Origin of the sequence: Steroidobacter gossypii, assembly GCF_016801985.1 — a bacterium.
Classification (GTDB): Bacteria; Pseudomonadota; Gammaproteobacteria; order Steroidobacterales; family Steroidobacteraceae; genus Steroidobacter; species Steroidobacter gossypii.
Map to the genome: position 1 here is coordinate 629,018 of NZ_JAEVLS010000003.1, position 23,705 is coordinate 652,722.

7 protein-coding genes are annotated in these 23,705 nt (G+C 65.7%); all 7 read left to right on the plus strand.

What is annotated here, in order from left to right; translation table 11 throughout:
* The first annotated feature begins 18 nt into the window (after positions 1-18).
* Entirely contained in the window at positions 19-852 is an 834-nt protein-coding gene (locus tag JM946_RS16545) for a response regulator (protein WP_203168448.1), read from the plus strand.
* A 54-nt stretch (positions 853-906) separates the two neighbouring features.
* Positions 907-1,776, plus strand: coding sequence for a mechanosensitive ion channel family protein (locus JM946_RS16550; protein ID WP_203168449.1), 870 nt, complete (start codon positions 907-909; stop codon positions 1,774-1,776).
* A 193-nt stretch (positions 1,777-1,969) separates the two neighbouring features.
* Positions 1,970-6,862: an autotransporter domain-containing protein gene (locus tag JM946_RS16555; protein WP_203168450.1), complete on the plus strand. Its 4,893-nt coding sequence runs from the start codon at positions 1,970-1,972 to the stop codon at positions 6,860-6,862.
* An 846-nt stretch (positions 6,863-7,708) separates the two neighbouring features.
* Positions 7,709-8,335, plus strand: coding sequence for an STN domain-containing protein (locus JM946_RS16560; protein ID WP_203168451.1), 627 nt, complete (start codon positions 7,709-7,711; stop codon positions 8,333-8,335).
* Positions 8,332-8,907, plus strand: a complete 576-nt coding sequence (locus tag JM946_RS16565; protein WP_203168452.1) for an RNA polymerase sigma factor — start codon at positions 8,332-8,334, stop codon at positions 8,905-8,907. The genes JM946_RS16560 and JM946_RS16565 overlap by 4 nt, the downstream gene beginning before the upstream one ends.
* The gene (locus tag JM946_RS16570; RefSeq protein WP_203168453.1) at positions 8,885-9,886 is read left to right on the plus strand and encodes a FecR family protein; all 1,002 of its coding nucleotides are present in this window, start codon (positions 8,885-8,887) and stop codon (positions 9,884-9,886) included. The genes JM946_RS16565 and JM946_RS16570 overlap by 23 nt, the downstream gene beginning before the upstream one ends.
* Before the next feature lie 175 nt (positions 9,887-10,061).
* On the plus strand, positions 10,062-23,681 hold the full coding sequence (locus tag JM946_RS16575; RefSeq protein ID WP_203168454.1) for a filamentous haemagglutinin family protein: 13,620 nt from the start codon (positions 10,062-10,064) through the stop codon (positions 23,679-23,681).
* The last annotated feature ends 24 nt before the right edge of the window (positions 23,682-23,705 follow it).

Below are 23,705 nucleotides of genomic sequence, written 5' to 3' on the forward strand. Positions count from 1 at the left end.
GAATCAACTAGATTCAAATTGAATCCATCTCAGGGCATGGCGGCCGGCATCGGCGGCCTCATCGTGACCGCCGTCTCATTTGGAGAGAATTCCTCCGGCTACCCTTTCAGCGTTGGTTCGAGAGAGAGCAAATTGCACAGTCAGCAACGTCGAGGTTTGCAGCAGGGCGCGGGCGGGCCAGCGCCGGCCACGGGGCCCAATGTGCTGGTCGCGCAGTCGCTGCCCGACCGTGGCCTGCGATTCGCCTCGCTCTTGCGCCAGGCTTTTCCGAAAGGATGGGTCATGGTCAGCGGCTCGGTGCGGGATGCCGTGGCCGTTCTGGAGCACCAACCGATCGATATGGCGGTGATCGATCCCCGTCTGCCCGATGGCTCGGGCTTGCACGTGGTACAGCGATGCTTGCGGACGAGCCAGTTGACCCGCAGCGTCATCACACTCGCCGAGCACGACGAGATCTACTTCATGGAGGCGCTTGCGGCGGGCGCGTTGGGTTACCTGCTCGAGAACGAGCCCGACAGCGTGGTCATCCGCCAGTTGCAATTGCTCGCTGAAGGGATACCGCCGCTTGCGCCTGCCGTGGCTGGGCGGCTGTTGCATTACTTCACGGCCCGGCCAACCTCGTTCAAGGCGGGTCTTGCTGCAAATGATCAAGCCGAGGAAGTCCGTCTGTCGGATGCAGAAGAACGAGTACTGACGCTCATCGCCGTAGGCAGATGGATCGGCGATGTCGCTCGATTGCTCGAGATGTCCACCGATGACGTGTGCGGACACGTGAAGAGCATCTATCTGAAGCGCCACCTGGCCTCCCGCGCCGAGACTGCGCTCGAATTCAACTATCCCAGCGTGGCGTGACATCCAGCTCGCATGCAAACGCCATCCTGGTCAGAAGAAGGAACGGTGTTGATCATGGAAACCCTGAGCGCAATCGATCAATTCAAGAGCACGGCGGTGGATCTTTCGGTGCGCTTCGGGCCGAAGCTGCTCGCCGCCATGGTGATCTTCGCGATCGGCGTCACCGTCAGCCGCTGGGTCGGCGTCATGTTGATGCGCGGTCTGGAACGAATCGAGCTGGAGCCCCCGGTGCGCTCGCTGCTCTCACGCATCGCTCGCACGATCGTGCTCGGCCTGTTCATGATCATGGCCTTGCAGAATCTGGGCGTCGAGTTGCTGCCGCTGATTGCCGGCCTCGGTGTGCTCGGCGCGGGCATCGCGCTGGCCATGCAGGGATTGTTGAGCGACGTGGCCGCCGGACTGTCGATCATCTTCTCCAGGCCGTTTCGCGTGGGCGAATACATCTCGGTCGTGGACGAGGAGGGTACGGTCGAGGACATCTCATTGTTCAGCACCACGCTTGCGCATCCGGATGGCTCGCGCGTGGTGATCCCGAACCGCAAGATCGTCGGCGAGATTTATCACAACTTCGGCACGACGCGAGAGCTGGAAATCTCGGTCGGCGTGGCCTACGACACCGATTTCGACCGCGCCGTGGCTGCAATTCAGGAGGTGCTGGCTGCGAACACACGCGTTTTGCCGGAGCCAGCGCCCCTCGTGCAAGCAGTGCGGCTTGCGGACTCCTGCGTAGAGATGGAACTGAAGTGCTGTGTTGGCGTCGACGACTACATTCCGGCCCGCGGTGAGCTGACGAGAGCCATCGTGGAAATCTGCCGCGAACGACGCATCGAGATTCCATTCCCACGTCGGGACGTGCACGTCATCGGTGACGCGCTATTGCGTGATGCGCTTGATGAGCATCGTGCCCAGCAACGAAGCGCGTAGGCAAGCGAATGTGCTTTCGTTGCAAGCGCGCTTATTGTTTGTTTTTCTGGCGCGGCCTTGCTGATCCAGCAGCGGCCGTGCATGGTCGAGAGGAGAGAATAAGATGAGCATCGAGCGGCAGCCCTTGCAGGCGGCGATCAGACTAGCATTGCATGATGCTCGCGTGAGGGGTCCGAGATCGAAGGCAAGTGCCATGGCGCTGCTGGCGTTGTCTGCGGCGGCCTGGTCGCCGCACACGAGAGCCGCCGACTACACAGCCGCGAACGAAACGGAGCTCCGCGATGCCATCGATGCTGCGAACGCCCACGCGGATGCGAGCTCGACCATCACGCTGACAGGCGACATTACGCTCGCGAGCAACATCGCTTTTTCTGCGCTGACCAAGCCGATCACGATCAACAGCAACGGGTTCGCGCTGAACGCTCAGAGCGGCACCATTCCCGGCGGCACTCTTACGTTCTCCGGCAGCCCCCTGACCCTGATGGGTAGCGGCCAATTCCGAGGTGGCGACAGTGCCGATGGCACTAGCGGGATCAACGGCGGCGCCGCGCTCGCTCTGAGCGGCGGTTCCCTGATCAATCAAGCCTCGATCACCGGTGGCACCGGCGGCGATAACAGTGTCACTTTCGGCGGTAACGGCGGGGCAGGCGTGTTCGCCACGGACCTCACATTGAGGAACGACGGCTCGATCACGGGAGGTATGGGAGGCAACAAGACGGCCGGCGCTACTGGCCTCGGGGGTAATGGCAATAACGGCGTACTGATGACGGGTGGCGCGTTGACGAACAACGGGACGCTCACCGGAGGACGCGGTGGCGACTCTAGTACCACCGCTACTCCGGGGGTCGGCGGTCATGGCGCCGGTCTGAACGGCGGCGTTCATGTCAACAACGGGGTCATACGCGGCGGTATGGGCGGATTGAACGCGTCGAACGTCGGCGGTGGCTCTGGATATGGAGTGCAGCTCCAGGGCACCGCGGAGCTCACAAACAACGTCAATGGCCTGATAGAGGGTGGCGCCGGCAACCCCGCCGCCACCAACACCAACAATGGCGGCACCGGCGTCATGCTCTCGGGGAACACTCGGCTGATCAACCATGGAACGATACGAGGAGGCAGCAGCCCGTTCTTCAACAATACTCTTTCCGCGTATGGCAACGGCGTCTATCAGAACACCACCGGCACATCCACGATCGAGAACACCGGCACCATCGAGGGCGCGCCTGGGGCGCGCGCGATCGGGGCTCCCAATGTGTCCTTTGTCAATATCAGTCTGACTGTCATCAACAGCGGCACCCTCCGCGCAGGCGCGGGCCAACCCAACGCGATCGAATTCGGCACGAACGCGGCCGCCGTCAGCATTCTGGAGTTGCATCCGGGCTCGGTGATTGAAGGCAACGTTGTCGCGCCGTCCACGAACGTCAACGACACGTTCCGGCTCGGCGGCGAGGGCGAAGGCAGCTTTGACGTCTCCACCATCAACACGCAGTACTCGGGCTTCTCGAGGCTCGAGAAAACCGGCACGAGTGTCTGGACCCTGACGGGCGCCAGCTCGGGTGCCACCGTCGGTTGGCATCTATTGGGCGGCACCATCTCGGCATCGAACGCCGGGCAATTGTTTCCCAGCTTGAACTTCTACAATGGCGCAAGCCTGCGAAACACCGCCGCCTTCTCGTACGGACGGCCCACCTATTTCAACGCCGGCGGCGGAGTGATCGATACCGAGGCCGATCTCACGCTGACCAGCAGCCTTCAGGGAACGGGCAGCTTGACCAAGAGAGGCGCCGCCACCCTGATCATCTCCAGCACGTTCAACATCTACAGCGGCGGCACCGTCATCGAGGACGGCACTGTGCAGTTCGGCAATGGCGGACCGGGATTCAATACTGCGATACCAGCCAATGGCAATATCACGAACGACGGCGTGCTCGCCTTCAACTACTCGGCAGCCCGCGCTTACAACAACCTCATTTCCGGCACCGGCAGCGTGATCCAGCGCGGCACGGGCGCGATGACGCTGGCCGGCAACAACACCTACACGGGCGCGACGAACGTCGATGCCGGCGCACTGCTCATCAACGGCGATCAGTCCGCTGCGACGGGCCTCGTCACCGTGGCGAACGGCGCAACGCTGGGCGGCAGCGGCATCATTGGCGGCGCAGTCACCGTTGCCGACGGCGGCCATCTCGCACCGGGTAACAGCCCCGGCACGCTGACGATGGGCGCGCTCACGCTGAGCAGCGGTTCGGTTCTCGATTTCGAGCTCGGTGAAGCCAATGCGGTCGGCGGCACGTACAACGATCTGATCAACGTCAACGGCGATCTCACGCTCGATGGCACACTGAATGTTGCTCTCTCGGCCGGCGGTACGTACGGCGCGGGCATTTATCGCCTCATCAACTACACCGGCACGCTGACGGACAATGGTTTGGACCTCGGGTTGATGCCCGCGAGCTCGGCCAACTACGTGCAGACCTCGGTCGCCAATCAAGTGAACCTGATCAACACGCAGGGTCTGGTGCTGAACTACTGGGATGGCGCCGACCACGCGCGCAACGATGGAGAGATCGGCGGCGGCAGCGGTGTTTGGCAAGCCGGCGGCAACGATAACTGGACCACGGCGGACGCAGCGATCAACGCCGATTATCAGGACGGCGCGATGGTCATCTTCGGTGGCACGGGCGGCACCGTCACGGTCGATGACAGTCTCGGCGGCATCATCGTCTCGGGAATGCAGTTCGCAAGCGATGACTATCGCATCGAAGGCGATGCGATCTCGCTCGGCGCCGGTTCGAACACCGTGCGCGTGGGCGACGGCACCGAAGCTGGCACAGGCTTCACAGCAACCATCGCAAGCGCGCTCACTGGCAGCGGCACGCTAGACAAGACGGATCTCGGCACGCTCGTGCTCACCGGTGAGAATACCTACACCGGCGGCACCACGATCTCCGGAGGCACGTTGCAAGTGGGGGACGGCGGAACATCCGGCAGCCTCACGGGCGATGTCACAAACAACGCGACGCTCGCGTTCAATCGTTCCGATGCGCTGTCGGTTGATGGCGTGATCTCCGGCACTGGTGTCGTGCGCCAGGTGGGCAGCGGCTCGACCGTGCTCACGGGCGCCGGCTCGACCGTCAGCACGCTCGACGTTCAGCATGGCTCGCTGGAGCTGGCCAGTGGAGCCAGCCTGTCATCGAATACAACCACGATCGCGGCCGGCGCGACGCTGCGCAATGCGGGTACGTTCGAGGGCACGGTCGGCGATGACACGCTCGCGCTCGGCGGAACATTGATCGGTGCAGTGAGCTTGCTCGATGGCAACGATCAGGTGCAGATCGCGGCAGGCGCGGATTTCTCGCAAGCCGCATTGGACGGTGGCGCCGGCGTCGACACCATAGAGCTGGTCTACGACAGCGCGCTCACGGTGCCGGAGAACTTCGCGGCGACCGCGTTCGAGCAGTTGACCAAGCGTGGTCGCGGCGAGCTCACGTTCTCCGGCACCATGGATGCCTTCAGTGATGGCATCACGGTTGCCGAAGGCGACGTGCAACTCTCCAACGCGACCATCGTAACCAACGAATTCCGGATCGAGCAGGGCGTGACCCTTGGCGGCACGGGCTCGCTCAGCGGCAACCTCGTCAACGCAGGAATGCTTTCTCCGGGTCACAGTCCGGGCACCATCCACGTCGGCGGCAACTATACGCAATCTGCCAGCGGCACTCTGATTTCAGAAATCAGCCGTGCTGGAACAGATCTACTCGACGTGGACGGCAGCGCGAGCCTGGCCGGAACGCATCGAGTCAATGTGGAGTACGGCATGTATCTCGACGCCGCCACACATACGCTGATTCAGGCTGATGGCGGCATCAGCGGTGAGTTCAGCTCGATCGAGATGAACCCCAGCGCATTGATGACGGCACAGCGAGAGTTGAGCGCGAATGCGTTGACGGTCAGCTTTGCACGCGCGCCGATGACGAGCGTCGTTGACCCGCAATCCGGTCGAGGACGTTTCGCGGCCTGGCTGGAAGAGCAAATCACTGCAGGCAGCCTGACGCCGAGCATGACCGACTACATCGATTCGTTGCTGCAGCAGCCGACGGCCGAAGGCGTACAAGCGCTGCTCAGCGAGCGTGGCGAGCCGGTGGCGAGCGTGAGTCAGAACAGCGTATCGATCCTCGGCGCAGGCTTTGCTCGCAGTGTGTTCGAACGTTTCACGCTGAGCGAAACGGCGCAGTGTGCTCCGACGGAGCAAGGCTCGAATGACACGCTCAATTGCTTCTGGGGACAGGGGCTGCGGCGGTGGGGGCAGGCCGGTGGCGACTCGCGCTACGATTGGACCAACGATGGACTACAGATTGGCGCGGATCGACAGCTGTCCTCCGGCTGGTCGCTCGGCGGCACGTTCGGATATGCCGATAGCGCGGTGCGTGATCTCAGCGCAGCTCGCAACGAAGTGCGTTCCAAGCTCGGCGGCCTCTACGCCAACTACAATCCCGGGCGGCTGAGCCTGGGCGCGATGGCGTTCTACAGCGCCAATGACAACGAGACTCGTCGCAGTGTTCTGGTCGGGAGCACCCGCCAGGAAGCGCGGGCCGACTTCGATAGCGACAGCTACGGCGCGGCCATTCGCCTCGGCTATCGCATGACCAGCGAAGCGGGGCCGCTCGTGCGGCCATTCATCGAAGCGTTCTACGATCACACGGAGGACGCTCGATTCAGCGAGCGCAATGCCGGCGAAGGCAACATGAGCGCACATATCCATGACCGCGACGGTTTGCGCGGCACATTGGGGCTGCAACTCGCCGACAGCTACGAAGGCTACGGGCAGGTGTTCCGGCCGGCGCTCGAGATCGGCGTCGCCCATCAGTTCGAAGATGCGCGCTCGACGCTCGATCTGCAGCCGTTCAGCGGCATGCCCTCGTTCCGCACTCACGGACCGGCGCTGGATCGCACGGCCTACATCGCCCGCGCTTCGCTCAATGTATCGCTCAGCGCAAATGCTTCGCTTGCGCTCGGCTATGGCGGCGAGTTCGCGGACGACTATTCGCAGAACGAGGGCAATTTGAGCATCCGCGTGGCTTGGTAACGTAAGTTCCGAACAGCTCGTGTGCTGCGTCTGCCGAGCGCGCCGAAGCGGCCGCGACCTCAATCGAAGGTCGATGTATGGGGGAACGCAGATCGCATGGATCATGCAGGACGGACGGAATGACGTGAACGCCGCGCTCACAGCGAGGATGGACGCGCTCTAGGGGCGGCTGCCACGCAAGCGTCAATCAGCTCGTCCCTCGCATGACATCAATGAAAGCCCGCAACGTTGCCGGTACGTGACGAAAGCCGGGGTAATGCAGTCGTAGCCCACTCACGCGAGGCGATCAGTCCTCCAGAAAAGAGACAAGTCGGCCGTCGCTCACCCACGGTTGCGAGTCAACTTCCACGTTTGCAGCGATAATGGTGAGCGAGCGCGCAGGATCTAATAGCGAAGCAGATAGCATGGTTTGTCCTCCGGCGGGGCGGATGGCCGTCGTGAGGGTTCCGGAGGAAAGCGATCGCTGACTCCGAACCCTGTACGCCCAGTAACGCGGAGCGGTTGTATTCCGAGCCCCGGCGCGCGCCGCATATACAGCACGCCCTGCTTCAGGGCATCGGCCCGGAGGGGGTGAACCCCGGGCCACTGAGCGGTGGGCTGAAACAAAAAAGTCACATGGCGCTGTCACACTGGCGAACTCACCATGATGCCCCTAGCTTGTCGAGCCGATGTCTTGTCCTGCCAACGCCAGCGAAGCGCTGTCGCGGGCAGCGGCTGCGCTCATCGCGTGGCGGGGCGCCAGGACTACGCGGGATGGCAATTCGTGCCGCGCGCCTGAACGTCTGTGGCGCGATGGTGTGCATCTTGTCTGCGCTGACAGCCTCGTCCTGGGCTGCGGCAGCTCCGATGCCATCCGCACGCGCGCAGGCCGATCACTCAGGGGAGCACTTCGAGTTCGACATCCCGGCCCAACCATTGGCGGATGCGTTACGGCGCTTTGCATCGCTCACCCGGGAGCCGACCTTGTTTCGCAGTGACCTGGTCAATGGCCGAAGCTCCACGGCGGTTCGCGGACTGTACACTTCCGAAGTTGCCTTGCATCGGTTGCTGGAGGGCACAGGCCTCACGGCCGAGAAATCGGATCAGGGTGGCCGCGGCGGTTTTGTCCTGAATGCGATTGATCCCTCCGTGGTCGCGCCGCGGGTCGCCCTTGGCAATCTGGCAGGCTATCCCGGCCTGATTCAGGCGCGTGTTTGGGAAGCATTGTGCGCCCATGCTCGAACCGCGCCTGGGACATACCGCACGCTGTTGCGCTTCGAGGTGGATGGCGCCGGCCAGATCCAACGGCCTCGCTTGCTCACATCCACGGGCGATGCGCACCGGGACGCGGCGATGCTGGCTACTTTGCTAGCCGTGCGCCTGGACGGACCGCCGCCGGCCGACCTGCCGCAGCCAGTGACCATGCTGATCGTGCCACGCGATGCCGAGAACGGCGACGCGCCGAGTTGTGACGACGGAGCTTCCGGAGCATGACCGAGGAAGTCCGCCCGCAATTGATCGATTACCTGGTCAAACACTACGGCACGCTCAAGCTGCGTGTGTCGCAGCTGCTAGGTAACACCGAGCTGGCGGGCGACGCCCTGCACGACGCCTGGCTGCGCCTGAAGACCAGGGAAGCGGAGGATGCAATTCACAGCCCGAGCAGTTACCTGGTGCGAATGGCCGTCAATCTCGCGGTCGACGTGCAACGCCGCCAGGGCCGTTCGGTGTCGCTCGAAGAAATCAACGCGGCGATGGCGCTGTCCGACCCGCTCCCCGGTCCCGCCCGGACCGCGGAATCGCAGGCCGAGCTCGACGAACTGGTCAAGCTCGTGGAGCGCATGCCGGCGCGCCGGCGCGAGGTTTTCATTCTGGTGCACTGGGAGGGGATTCGGCAGGACGAGGTGGCCAGACGCCTGGGATGCTCCAAGCGCACGGTCGAGTATGAGTTGCAGCGTGCTCACCAACATTTGACCGGACGGCTCAAGCCGGTCATAAAAAAAATTGCGGATGGACGGGGTCCCCATTCGTCTAGAAACATCCATGAAGACACGTGTGACAGATAGCACGATTGCCAGCGACGACTTGCAAAGCCAGGCGTGGGTCTGGCTGCGCCTGCTCAACTCGGGCGAGGTCAAATCCTGGGATCTGGAAGGCTTTCAGCGCTGGCTGCAGGCCAGTCCCGCACATCGGGCGGCCTTCAATGCAGCCAGACAGCAGTGGGACGCGTTCAGACCCGCGGCCGGGGCGGTGTTACGCCGGAATGCCGACGCCGCCGCTTTTCATCAGCGCACGTTGCCCGGACGCCTGCAAAGCCGCCGAGCTTTTCTGACGGCCGCGGCCGGCGCCGCCGCCGTCGCCGGGATCGCCGTTCTGCATCCGTCCGCCGATCTTTGGCCTGCCGCCGGGCGATGGGGCGCGGACTACCGAACCGACACCGGCGAGCAGCGACAGATCGCGCTGAGCGATGTCGTCAAAGTCACAATGAACACTCAGACCAGCATCCGTCGGCAGACCGTGGGTGAGCGGATCGTCGGCATCGATCTGCTGGCGGGCGAAGCGGCCATCGATCTGCCAGCGGCCTCCGCCAACGGTCAGCCGTTCGTCGTCGCCGCCGGTCGCGGCCGCAGCTTCGCCGAGACCGCGCAATTCGAGGTGCGCTATCTGGACGGCAAAGTTTGCGTCACCTGTGTCGAAGGCGAGGTTCGGGTTGAGCACGCACAGGGAATCCGCAGGCTCGCGGCAGGCGAGCGAACGATTTATGACGAGCGCATGCTCAGCGGCGTGGACAGCATCGATCCCCGCCGAGCGTCGGCCTGGCGCAAGGGCGAACTGGTGTTCGACAACGCGCGGCTCGCCGATGTGATCGCGGAAATCAATCGTTACCGCCCCGGCCGTGTCGTACTGATGAATGCAGCGATGCGCGACAAGCCGGTCAGCGGCAGTTTCTATATCGCCTCGCTGGATCAGGCGCTGGCGCTGCTCCAACGCACCTTCGATCTGAACGCCCGCACCTTGCCGGGCGGTCTGTTCGTGCTGAGCTAGCCCTTGCGCTAGCTGCTGTTCGTTACGAACGAATGACGTCGTCCTTTCATTCCGATGTGCATCCGATGCGCGAGCAACGAGCGCACGAATGAAACAGTCACGCTGAAAAATAGTTTGCGGACCGGGCCACGGCCGTTCGTCTTAGCCCACCAAAAATCAGCGGCGGGCTTTTCAGGTGAATACACGCGGGCGCATTACCACGGACCGACAGACGAAGAAACTCAATCTTCGAGCCAGCCCGATCGCGCGGGCCATCGCACTGACGCTGGCGGCGAGCGGCGCGAGCGGTGTGGCGCATGCCCAGTCTGCCTTCAGTCCATCCTGGTTCGCGGCCAAGGGCGCGGCACAGAATAACGCGGCCACGACCGGCCGCCTGCCCAACGGCCAGCCGGCACATAGTCTCAATCCGGCCCAGCTGCAGTCACAGGCTGCACGCGAGCGGTTGCAACTTTCGATCGACAATCTCGGCACGGCGGCGCACGCCATCGCTTTTCAACAACGTTTGCAGGCGCAGGCCCGCGCCGCTGCGCGCGCTCGTCCCGGTGTGCCCGATGGCCTGACCGAAGGCGGCCTCGAAGTCGATACGAATCCGCTCACCGCGGGTTGGCTCAACGCTAAAGATCCGACACAGGTTCAGCAGGACGGTCGAACCACGGTCACCATCGAGCAGACCGGCGACAAGGCCATCCTCAACTGGGAAACATTCAACGTCGGGCGCAACACCACGGTGAAGTTCGAGCAGGACGCCAGCTGGTCGGTGCTCAACCGCGTCAACGATCCCCAGGCGCGCCCGTCGGAAATTCAGGGCCGGATCCAAGCCGAAGGCACGGTGTTCCTGGTCAACCGCAACGGCGTCCTGTTCGATGGCTCGTCACAGGTGAATGTGCGCAACCTCGCCGCCGCGGCGGTGAACATGACCGACGCGCAGTTCAGCAGGGGGCTGTATAGCGACACCCAGGGCGCGGGCACCAATACTCGCCACATTCCGTCCTTCGCCAACGACCTCGAAACCACCGCGAGCAGCTTCAGCTACGGTGCGGCAACCGGCAAGGTGATCGTAGAGCAGGGCGCCGAGATCGCGACACATGTGCCTCAATCGGTCACCGAAGGCGGCGGTTACGTGCTGCTACTCGGTGGCGAGGTGCATAACGCCGGTGAAATAGCCACCGCCAATGGTCAGACGATGCTCGCCGCCGGCGATGCCTTCGTGATCCGCAAAGGGATGAGCACCGAGGAGAACCAGGCCTCGACCACGCGCGGCAACGTGGTGAGTGCGCTGCGCCTGGCCGACGGCGTCGATCAATCCGGTGAGCCGGTGCCCAATCCCGCAGGTGGCGTGCGCAACAGCGGATTGATCGAAGCGACCACTGGCGACATCACGCTGGTGGGCCACGATGTACGCCAGGACGGCACGCTGGTGTCGACAACTTCGGTGCACACCCGCGGCACGATTCACCTGCTCAACGACAAGACCGATACCGATGGCGAGGTCACGCTCGGGGCCGGCAGCGTGACGGCGATCGTGCTGGACGAGAGCGCGACCACTGCGCTCGACGTGCAGCGCGAGGCGTTGATCAGGGACTCGGATATCGATGGCGACGGCATCCGGCACCGGCGCGACCAGTCGCTGGTGCAGATCGTCAGCGGTGGCGACGTCACATTCGAAAGCGACAGCCTGACGCTCGCCACCAGCGGCCAGGTGTTCGTCGATGCTGCAGCCACAAGCGAGGTGCAGGCCAACGCGCGCATCGACGTCTCCGGCCACGTGGGCGTGCGAATCGCGATGGAGGCGAACAACGTCGAGATCAACGTCCAGGGCTTCGAGCAACGCGACGCGCCGGTCAACCGCGACGGCGACAACCTGCGCAACCACACCATCGTGCTGGATCGACGCGACCTGGTGCTGGTGCCGGCCGGCACCAACGGTCACGAGACCGATCGGTGGTACACGGCGGGCGGGCTGCTCGAGGTAGGCGGGTATCTCGGCATCACGGGCCACGGCATCGGCGAATGGTCGGCGCAGGGTGGCACCGTGCAGTTCAGCGGCGCCGAGCTGCTGACGCGGGCGGGATCGAGCATCAACCTGTCGGGCGGAACACTGGACGTGCAGAGCGGCTACGTCTACCAGACCTGGCTCAAGGGCATCGACGGCAACCTGTACAACGCTTCGAGCGCCCCGGGCGACCTGCTGTACACCGGCCTGTACCGGGGCTTCGAGTCGACTCATGAACGCTGGGGATCGGGCAGCACTGATTACTACCATAACCCGCTCATCGCGCCAGACAGGCGCATCGAGAACGGCTACACGGTGGGGCGCGATGCCGGGCGCCTGGTGGTATCGACTCAGAGGGCGACACTAGAAGGCGACATCGAAACGGCGACGTTCCAAGGCAATCGTCAGATCGATGCACGTGAGCCAGGACTCGATGGCTACCAGCAGTCGCAGACGGCGGCCGCGCGCCGTGGCGAGTTGGTGATCGGCACCTGGACGCCGGTGTACGACAGAAACGACCGGAACCTGCGTTACACCCCGGGTGCGGTCGCGGAGCAGCTCGTCATCGGCGCAGCGGACGCGGTGCCGGTGGAAAGCAGTGAAGAAGAACCGGCACCGAACCGGATCGTGCTCGGTGGCGACTGGCTGAACGAGCTGGAACTGGGCGCGCTGCGCGCGTACGCGACCGGCGGCGTCGAGGTGAACGAGGCCCTGACCGTAGCGCATGGCGGAGTGGTCGCACTGCATGCGACGCAGGTGGACATCAATGCCGGCGTCACCGCCCGCGGCGGCGACATCGCGCTGGGGAACATCGTCGATGTGTACGTCAGCAACACCACCGGCTGGGAGGAGCGCACCATCGTGACCACCCCGCCGGAAGGCTACGCATCGCGCGCCGTGATCGGCGCAGGCGTGACGCTGGATGCGCGCGGCGTGTGGAGCAACCTGCAACTCGATCCGACCGACATCGGGGGAGTGCCATACGCGGACGGCGGCAACGTCACCGTCCGTAGCAGCGGCGACGTATTCGTGGGCTCGGGCAGCTTGATCGACACGTCCTCGGGCGCAACGCTGATGGCCGACGACAGCCTGCACGGCGGCAGAGGCGGGGACATCACCGTGATCGCCAATGGGTTCCCGGTCGCGGGCAATGCGGGCGGGCGGCTGGTGCTGGAGGGCGAACTGCGCGGCCATGGCGTCGAGGGCGGCGGCACGCTGCATCTGCAGACCGGCGATGCGGTGGTGATCGGCGGTCAGACCGGCGGCAGCGATGGGTTCCTGCACGAGGGCGAAACTTCGCTCGTCGATCTGGTGACGCTGGAGGAGTTCACCATCGACCAGGGCGCGATCCTACCATTGGACTACACCTACACGCGCACGCGCGCAGCCCCCGGCGAAGCATTGGGAGGCGTTCCGACCATCGTGCAGAGCCAGCCCTCAACGCACCTCACGCTGGCGGCGCCGTGGACGCCGCCCAGGCCGGCCGCCGGCACCTACAGGTTGATCACATCGGCGGGTAGCTATCAGATCATCAGCAACTCCACGCCGCCGCAGCTCCCAGCGGGGACCGTGATCCGGGCCATCAACCCCCCGCAGAGTTTCCCCTCGGGGTACGTCGTGCCGGCGGACGTTTTCCCCAACGGCATCCCCATCGAGCCGACGATCGGCGTGATAAGGGCGGGCAACCCGGCGCCCGTCGAGATCACCTTCGCCGCCGGCACGCGCATTGCGGCCGGGCAGCAGTTGCCGCGAACGATCGCGGTCAAGCCGCTCTTCGAGCTCGATGTCGCCACCTTCCGGCAGGGCTTCTCGCGCTATGAGGTCGTCGGCGTCGGCGGCCTGGCGGTCGCGTCGGGCGCCGCCGTTGACGTCAGCATGCCCGTCCTGCGCGTCGATCCCGCCACAGCGCGCACTGTCGCTACCGGGAGCGACCCGGCCACGGCGCTGTCGGTCTGGGAGCCTCCGCTCTTCACCGAAGTGCCGCGCGAGGGTCGCCTGTCGCAGCGCTCGGGTGCCGACCTGCTGCTACAGGCCGGCCTCGCGGGCCAGAGCGCCATGCCGACGCTATGGGTGGGCCGCGATGCCGACATCGCCGTGGATCCGGGCAGCAGCATCCGGTTGGCCGGCAACGGCCAGATCACCATCGACGGCCGGCTGCATGCGGCCGGCGGGAGCATCGACGTGCTGCCCCTGGGCTACGGCGCGACCGCCGAAGTGAGGAATGCGCGGGGGCACGACGGCTCCATCTGGATCGGAGAGCGGGCGGTGCTGGACGTGGCGGGCATCGCATCTACCGCGCTGGACGCGCAGGGCCGGCGCTATGGCCGCGTGCTGGACGGCGGCAGTATCCAAATCGGTGGCACGTACCAGGGCGATGCCACGATTGCCGGCTCGGTGGACAACTTCATCGTCATCCGCCCGGGGGCGTTGCTGGACGCGTCCGGCACGTCCGCCGCGCTCGACCTGCCTTCGCTCGGCCAGACTGTGGTCGCCTCGGACGGCGGCCTGATTCATCTGAGCAGCTTCAACGGTCTCCATGTCGACGGCCAGCTGCGCGCAGCCAGTGGTGGCGCCGGCGCGGCCGGCGGCACGCTGTCCCTGGCGCTGGAAACGCCCAACTACGCCACCGCCGCCAGCCCGTCATCGCGCGTGCTGCAGCATCGCGAGCTGCAACTGGTGCGGGAACAAGCGCCGGCGGTGCTTGCGGAGGATCTGAAACCCGGAGAAGCCGATCCCGCGCTGGTCTATGGCCACGCGCAGCTGGCCGTGGACCGCGTCGAAGCCGGCGGGTTCGACAACCTCAGCCTGCTGGTCAACGGCGTGCTGAGCATCGAAGGCGGAGTCGACCTGGCGCTCGGCCAGAGCCTTCGGCTCGCCGCCTCCAACATCTCTCTGCAGGAAGGCTCGGGCGAAGGGTCCCGCGTGCGACTCGCGGCACCCTACGTGCGGCTGGCGAACACCACGCGCTCCCAGCGCGACAACCACATCATGCCGCGCCCGACGGCGACCGGCGCGTTGGCCGGCCAGCCCAGCATACCCGAGGGCACGCACCTGCTGATCGAGTCATCGTTGCTCGATGTCATCGAGCAGCTGTCGTTCGGGACTTATGGCTACGCCCAGCCATCGGCCGGCTCGCCGTTGATCGAACGGCCGGCTTTCGATCTGGTGGAGCTGCGCAGCCAGGGCGACATGCGCTTCCTGGCCTCCAGCGTCGGCGTGGGCAGCATCACGGGACTGACGACCAACGGCGACCTCATCCTGGCGGCCAGCCAGATCTATCCGACGATGAGCGCGAGAGTCGATATCACCGCCGGCCGCCAGGGTTACTTCGACCAATGGGGGAATTGGCGGTTCGACCTCGACCCGACACGCAGTCTGCGCATCGAGCAGATCGGCAACCCCGCGCCGCGGACGCCGTTCTCGGTCTTCGGTTCGATCACGTTGTCGTCGGCCCACATCGACCAGGGCGGCATCCTGCGCGCGCCCCTGGGGACCATTACGCTCGGGTCCGCGGGGACCGCCGGCGCGTCCACTCGGCTGGTGCTGCGACCCGACAGCATCACCTCCGTCAGCGCGGCGGGATTGGTCATGCCGTATGGCGGCACAGTGGATGGCCTGACCTACACCTATGACGGCCTCGATGCGTTCTACCACGGCATCGGCAGTGGGCTCGGCAGCGTGCTGCTGCGGGGCGACGACATTGAGGCGCAGGAGGGCGCGGTCATCGATCTGTCCGGCGGCGGCGAGCTGACCGGCGCCGGTTTCCTGATCGGCCGTGGCGGCTCCACCGATGCGCGGCTGCATCCGCTCGTGCAGATGGATGCCGAAGGGGGCGGCTTCGTGCTGCCGGGGCTGACCACCAACCCGGTCTACGCCATCGTGCCCGGCGTGCAGCCGGACGCGGCGCCGGTGGTCGCGGAGAAGGGAGCCGGCGATCCTGTCGTCGGCCGACAGATCACCATTGGTGATGGGGTGCCGGGCCTGCCGGCGGGCACGTATACGCTGCTGCCGTCGACCTACGCGCTGCTGCCGGGTGCTTTCCGTGTGGAGCTGAACGGCCTCGCGTCCAGCGTCGCGGCCTTCGGCCGCACCACTGCCATGCGTAACGGTTCGTACACCACGGCCGCGCGCCTCGGTATCGCCAGCACTGACATCGTCGATACGTTGACCACGCAAGTGATCGTGAGCTCGGCGGACACACTGCGCCGCTACTCGCAGTACAAGGAGACCAACTACGCGCAGTTCGGCCTCAACTGGGCGCAACGCGACGGTGTGCCGCGGCCGCAGCTCGAGCGCGATGCCCGCGTCCTGCTGCTGGCGCCGGGAAAGACTCTGGAGATGGCCGACGGGGTGGTGAATCTGAACGCGGCCGAGCACGGCCGTGCTGGCACCGTGGTACTGCAGGGCGACCGGATAGAAATCCTGCCCGATGGTGCCACGCCCAGCGAAGACTTCGACGGCATCGCCGTCCACGCCAGCACCCTCAACGGCATCGGTGCGGGCACTATCAGCGTCGGCGCGATGCCAAACTCCACCTTCGCGCTGATGCGCGGCTACGGCTCCACCCAGGATGCCTGGCGGGTCGGCTTCACCACCCCCGGCGGCAGTGCGGATGAGATCGTCCTGCGCGAGGGGGCCGTGCTATCGGCGTCCCAGGTGTTTCTGGTTGGCAGCGAAATCACCGTCGAACAGGGCGCGAGTATCGACACGCTCGGGCGTGGGGCAGCGCCGTGGAGCTCAGCCGACGGCTATGTTCTGTCGCCGGGCGACGGCATGCTCGCGGTCAGCAACGGCTGGCTGGACGCGTTGCCCTCCAGCAGCGCGTCCGGTTCGGGCTACATCCATATCGGCACCTGCGCGCAAGGCGCGAGCTGTGGCGGCGAGACCCGGCTGTACTCGGAAGGCACGATCACAGCGGTGACCCAGTCCTTCCTGCTCGAAGATTCCGTGCGCTATGGCACGCGCAACCTGGTGCTCGCGCTCGGCGGCATCAATGTGGGCAGCGATGCCGCCATTGCCCGGGCGGCCGCGGAGGGCGTGCTGACGTCCGGTCTGACCCTCAACCAGGACCTGCTCGACCGACTGTTGCGGGGCGACACCTCGACTGGTGCACCCGCGCTGGAAAACCTGGTGCTCAAGGCCGCCGACTCGATCAACTTCTATGGCTCCGTTGACCTCTCCACGATAGATCCCGTCAGCGGAGAGTCGGCGCTGGAGCGACTGGTGCTGGGTGCGCCAGCCGTCTACGGCTATGGCGAGGCCGGTGACGTCGCCCGCATCGAAACTGACATCCTGGTGTGGAATGGCGCTTCGAGCCCGGCTGGCAATGTCATTGCCGGGGGAGCCGGCACCGGGGACGGTCAGTTCGTCGTGGATGCGCGCATCATCGAATTCGGCTACGGCCCCAACAGCCAGCCGGACAGCGTCGCCACGTCCGATCGGCTGACGGTGGGCTTCGCCGCGGTCAACCTCAACGCCAGCGAGCGCATCACCGCGAATCACAAGGGCACATTGTCGGTGTACCACTCGCAGGGCCAGCAGGATGCGGCGACCGGCGCATGGAGCTACAGCGGCGGCGACCTCAACATCAACACGCCGCTGCTCACCGGCCAAGCCGGCTCGGTCAATACGATCACGGCGGGCGGCAGCATCAACGCCGTGGCGCCGGAGGGCTCGAGTTCCCCGTTGCCGGACAACGCCACGCTGGCAGACGCTTTGGGCGCCGAGTTGTCGCTGCATGCGGGCCAGCAACTGGTCGTGGACACCGCCGTGCTGCTGCCGAGCGGCAAGCTGCGATTGACCGCCGAAGAAGACGTGACGCTGCAGGACGGCGCACAGCTGGACCTCGCCGGAAGGAAGATCGATTTCTTCGACGTCAGCAAGTACAGCTGGGGCGGCGAGGTGACCCTCGACAGCCGCGGCGGCAACGTCGTGCAGCATGCGGACTCGCGGATCGATCTCTCGGCGCAGTACAACCGCGCCGGCAGGCTCACTGCCATCGCCTTGGACGGCACGGTGGATCTGGCGGGCGAGATCGCGGGCGGCAGCAGTGGTCACTATGACGCTGGCGGCACGCAGGTGCCGTTTGCTTCCGGCTACCTCGACATTCGCGGCCGCCACATCGCCGACTTCGCGGGCCTGAATGCGCGCCTGACCGAAGGTGAGGTGTTCGGCGGCCGCAGTTTCCAGCTGAAGGAAGGCGATCTGGTCATCGGAGATGAACTGAAGGCGCGTGAGATCAACGTGTCGGTGGACAACGGCCGCTTGACTGTCAACGGCACCATCAACGCCAGTGGCGAACAGGCCGGCAGCATCCGTCTGGCTGCGAACGACGGCGTGACGCTGGCCGGCACGGCGGTGCTCGACGCCAGCGCAAGCGTGCTGCGTAAGGACAGCTACGGGCAGGTGATCGAGGCGCCGAATCGCGCGGTGATCGAAATCGACTCGGGCGACGGTCGGCTGGTGCTGGAGAGCGGCGCACGCATGGACCTGCGCGTCGAAGGTGCGAACGCGAACTACGGCACGGTGGCGCTGAACGCGCCGCGCCTGGGTGGAGCGACGGGCAACGACGTGGACATCGACGCCAACGGCACGGTGGATATCGCCGGTGCCCGCTCGATCTCGGTCAACGCTTTCCATCGCTACGACGACGCCGACGTGGGCACCGACCCGGGAGTCGACGGCCGCACCTACCAGGTGATCGATCAGGCGTATCTGGACGCCAAGCATGCAGACAGCGACGTCTTCATCGACAATGCGCTGGCCAATGGCGCACTGATGGATGGCAAGCTGCGCGGATTGCGCGCGTACGCGGATGCATTCCATCTGCGGCCGGGCGTTGAGATCACGAGCAACGCGGCCGTCAATCCCGACGGCGATCTGCACGTGGACGGCGACCTCGATCTTTCGGGCCACCGCTACACCAGCGTCAATCCACACACGCAGCGCACCGGCACTTACGGTTCGGGCGAGGCGGGCGCGCTGGTGCTGCGCGCCGAGGGCGATCTGGTGCTCTTCGGCAGCATCAGCGACGGCTTCGATACCTCGCGAGTCGGCGAAACGCCGGACGACAACGGCTGGGTGTTGCCAGCGGGCCGCATGCCCTTTGGCGGCGACCTGATCATTCCTCACGGCGGTGTGGCCACGCTGGATGCCGGCACGGTGTTCAAGGCGGGACGCACGCTGAACTACGACTTGCCGGTGGCGGGCCTGACCCTTCCGGCGGGCACCGTGCTGCCGGCGACGATGCCATTGGGCCAGGAACTGACGCTCGCGGCGGGGACCGTGCTCGGCGCCGACGTGCGCGACGGTGCCGGCAACCTGCTGCACGCAGCGGGCACTGTGTTGAGGGAGCCGCTGGTGCTGGCAGCCGGCATGCAACTCGGCGCCGGGTTCCGCTTGCCTGCCCAGGTGCAACTGGCCGCGACCGCCTGGCCGAAAGGCGCGGAGCTGCCGGTCAACATGACCCTGGCGCAGCCGCTGACGCTCGCGAAAGGCGCCATCGTGCCATCCGAGACCGATGTGCTGCTGCCCGGCGGTGCCGTGATGGTCGATCTGCGGCCGACCGGCGCGGACGGCGCTCAGGGCCGCAATCTGGCCGTGGCTCCGATGCTGGCGGCCGGCTCGCAATCTTGGGACATCCGCTTGGTGGCCGGCGCCGATCCGGAAGCGGCCGACCCGCGCCTGACGCAGCCGGGCGGTACGGCGAGGCTGCGCCTGGCCGATACGCACTTCGGCCTGGGCTACGAAGCTACCGAGGTGCCGGGTACCGGCACGCCGCCAACCTATGGCTGGGGCACTTCCGAGTCGGCCCTGACGTTCTGGAACGATCTTGAAGCGTGGTTCGGTGTCGTCATCACGGCGGGCAGCGCCGTCAGCGACGCCGATGTGCAGATGCTCAAGGACGTCGGGCTCATCGGTGAGAGTGTCACGGAGCTGAACGACTGGGGCTATGGCACGGTCGTGACCGTGATCGATCCGGGCACTCCGCCGGATCTGGAGTACGAGCCGGCCCCCGTGCGCCAGCAGCTGTACAGCGTGGTGCGCACCGGCACCGGCGATCTCGAGCTGATCTCCGGCGGCGACTTCGAAATGACCTCGCCGTATGGCGTCTACACCGCCGGCACGCCCTCGGTTTCGATGGGAAGCCGCTTCGATCTGCCGCGTGGTCGGCTGGCCGATGGTACGGTCTTGCGCGAGGAAGGGGCCCAGTATGAATCGCTGGTCGACGGCGGCGCGGACAGCCTGTATGCGGCCTGGTATCCGGAACACGGCGGCAACGTGCTGCTGAGTGCCGGCGGGGACCTGATCGGCGACTTGATCGGCTACAACGGCAACAGACTGGATTACGGCTACGGGTTCGCCGACACCCGCGGACAGTTCGAGACCACGGCGGTGAACACCTGGCTGTGGCGGCAGGGCAGTGGCAGCGTTGAGCCGGGCCCGGAGGCGGTCCCCACGGCGTGGTGGGTCAACTTCGGCACCTATGTTGACGGTCCGCGGAACGGCCAGTACGACAGCTACGGCCAATGGCTGTTCGGCAACGATCCGTTCCTGGTGGGTTTCACCGGCATCGGCACGCTGGGCGGCGGCAACCTGACCGTCCAGGCAGGCGGCGACGCGGGCATGATCGACATCCGCGGCAACGCGACCTTGAACGGGCTGACCCAGGTGGACAGCAATATCCACACGCCGCGCAGTCAGGGCCTGCACCTGGCCATCGGCAGCACCGGGCGGATCACGGCCGACGGCACCCTGGTGCAGACGGGCGGCGGCGACTTCGACCTGCGCCTGGGTGGCACGCTGAACCCGAACGCACAGTTGCGTCGCAACGAACACGACCTCAACAGCACCTTCGTCAACCTGCGCGGCGCCAGCCGGATCGAGGCCGGCGCCATCGGCGGTCTGCAACTGCGCTACGGCGTGCTCGACCACGTCGATACGCGCACCGGCGGTCCGTATGCGGCCGGTCGCGTATTTGCGGGCGGTGGCCCGGTGGTGGTGCTCGGCGATTCCACGATGCGCATCGACACCCGCGGCGATCTGGTGCTCGGCGGCGCCGGCGATCCGGGGCGCATGCCGTTGCTCAACAGCACGCCGTTCTCCTATCAGGGAACGCATCTGGAAGGTGGAGGGTGGAGCTGGTTCTCGCTGTGGACGCCGGCTACCGCCATCGACCTGTTCAGTGCGGGCGGACACCTGACCCCGACCACTGCCTGGGCCGAGGGCAGTTCGCAAGAAGATCTGCGCGTTGCGGTCATGGACCGCAACCAGTCGGCGTCCGACGATGGCTACTTCTATCCCTCGATCCTGCGTGCAGCCGCCGCCAACGGCAGCGTGTACTACGGCGTGGGCACGACCAACCTCAGGAACAGCTACGGTCAGACCCCGTTGCGGGTCCAGCATGGGGTGACACTGGCGCCTTCGCCGCTCGATGCGCAGTTCACGAACGTCACCGGCCATGGCGAACTGCAGTTGCTGGCCGGCCAATCCATCTTCGGCAGCGGACTGACGTTCAGCGCGTCGACCGCCGATCCGTGGGCCATGACCAGCCCTTTCCGGCCAGGTTTCGTCGGGAGGGTTGCCGAAACCGGCGGCGGTCGGTCCGGCAACGAGCCGGTGATCGTTCACAACTCGACCGGGGAGATTGCGGACCGCAATGTCTGGGTGGGTGATCGCACCGGCCGCTCCGCTGTCGCGAACTTGTTCAACTTCGGTAGCAGTGCCACGTCCGCGCATGCTGTGGTGGGGCGAGTGCCGTCGCGCTACTACGCCGTCGAGGGCGACATCGTAGGGCTGCGCGTCGGCAACGAGGTGCTGCTGGGCTTTCCGGCGGGAGCGGCTGGCTCACGCTATGAAGCATCCGTTCCGGTTGCGATTCGCGCGGGGCGTGACATTTCCGATTCCGGCACGCAGCTGGGACGCAACGACACGGTCACCGCCGGTGGAGGCGGTACTGGCGGTGCCCGCGGCAACTTGATCGCGCACGCGTTCGGCGACGACGTCTCGATCGTGGAAGCGGGGCGCGACATTCGCCACAGCAGCTTCTACGTCCTCGGTCCTGGCCTGCTGGAGGTTAGTGCCGGGCGCGACCTTTATTTCGCCAACAGAGGCGAGCTCAAGAGCCTGGGTCCTGTGGTCAACGTCACGCCGGGCAACCGCAGCGGAGGCGCCGGTATCTCGGTGTCGGCGGGTCTGGGCGAGGGCGCGCACTGGGATGCGTTCGCCGCGCGCTACCTCGATCCGGCCAACCAGGCGAACCCGGGCCTGCCGCTCGCTGACCAGCCGGGCAAAGCGGTGTACGTCTACAGCGGCGAGCTGACGCTGGCGCAGTGGCTGCAGCGCGAATTCGGCTATGCCGGCGACGACAGCGGTGCGCAGGCGTTCCTGGCCGAGAAGCAGGCCGAACTGGACGCGACGCGAGAGGCGGCGCTGGCCCAGGGGCGCACCGCGGCCAATCGTTCGCTGGCGAGGGAATATAAGCTCGAGGGCCAGCTGCATCTGGTCAACTGGCTGGGCGAGCGCTTCGGCGGACGCAACGGACTCGGCCTGCACTTCGATGCGGCGACGATGGACGCGCCCGCGTTCTTCGCGGCGCTGCCTCCGGAGCAGCAACGCGCTTATCTGCGCAACGTGTACTACGCCGAGCTGAAGGCCGCCGGCCGCGAGTACAACGATGTCGGCGGCAGGCGATTCGGCAGCTATCTGCGCGGGCGCGAGGCCATCGCCACGCTGTTCCCCGAGCAGGACGCCGCCGGCAACGCGCTGAGCTACGAAGGCGACCTCACGTTGTTCAGCAGCGCGCTGTACATCGACGAATACGTCACCAGCAACGGCATCTTCAAAGAACGTCCGACGCCCGGCCTGCGCTACATCACCGAGGAGGAATGGATTGCCCTGGGACGTCCCGGCTATGGCGTGCCGTTCTACACGGTGCAGGACGCCGGCATCCACACCAACTTCGGTGGCGACATCAACATTCTCACCCCGGGCGGACGCACCCTGGTGGGCATCGACGGCGCCTTCGCCCCCGGCCCGCAGTCCGGCCTGATGACCCAGGGCGAGGGCGACATCAACATCTATGCGCAGGACGACATCCTGATGGGTCAGAGCCGCATCTTCACCACGTTCGGCGGCAACATCCTGGCCTGGTCCGCGGAAGGCGACATCAACGCTGGCCGCGGCGCCAAGACCACGGTGGTCTACACACCGCAGCGGCGCGTCTACGACAGTGTCGGCAACGTCACGCTGTCGCCAAGCTCGCCAAACAACGGCGCCGGTATCGCCACGCTGAATCCGATTCCGGAGATCCCGCCTGGCGACATCGACCTGATCGCACCGCTGGGCACGATCGACGCGGGCGAAGCGGGCATTCGTGTGTCGGGCAACGTCAACCTGGCAGCGCTGCAGGTGGTCAACGCCGAGAACATCCAGGTGCAGGGCGAAGCCACGGGCGTGCCGGTGTTGGCGCAGGTGAATGTTTCTGCACTGACGGACGCCAGCCAAGCCGCGACTACGGCAGTGACTGCCGCGCAGGAAGTCATGCGACGCGAACGGGCAGCCACGCGGGAGAGCTTGCCGTCGATCTTCAGCGTGCGAGTCTTAGGCTTCGGCAATGAAACGTCGAGAGACGATCGTGCCGATACAGGGGCAACGTCACGCTCCAATTTGCAGTCCGGCGTGCAGCGCTCGTACGACCCGAGCAAGCTGGCGCAGATCGTCGGGCTCGGCAACAACATCGACCCGAAACATTGGGCTCGCTTGACCGAAGAAGAACGCCGACGGCTGCAACAGGATCGCTGAGCCGGCAAATCACACGAGCGCATT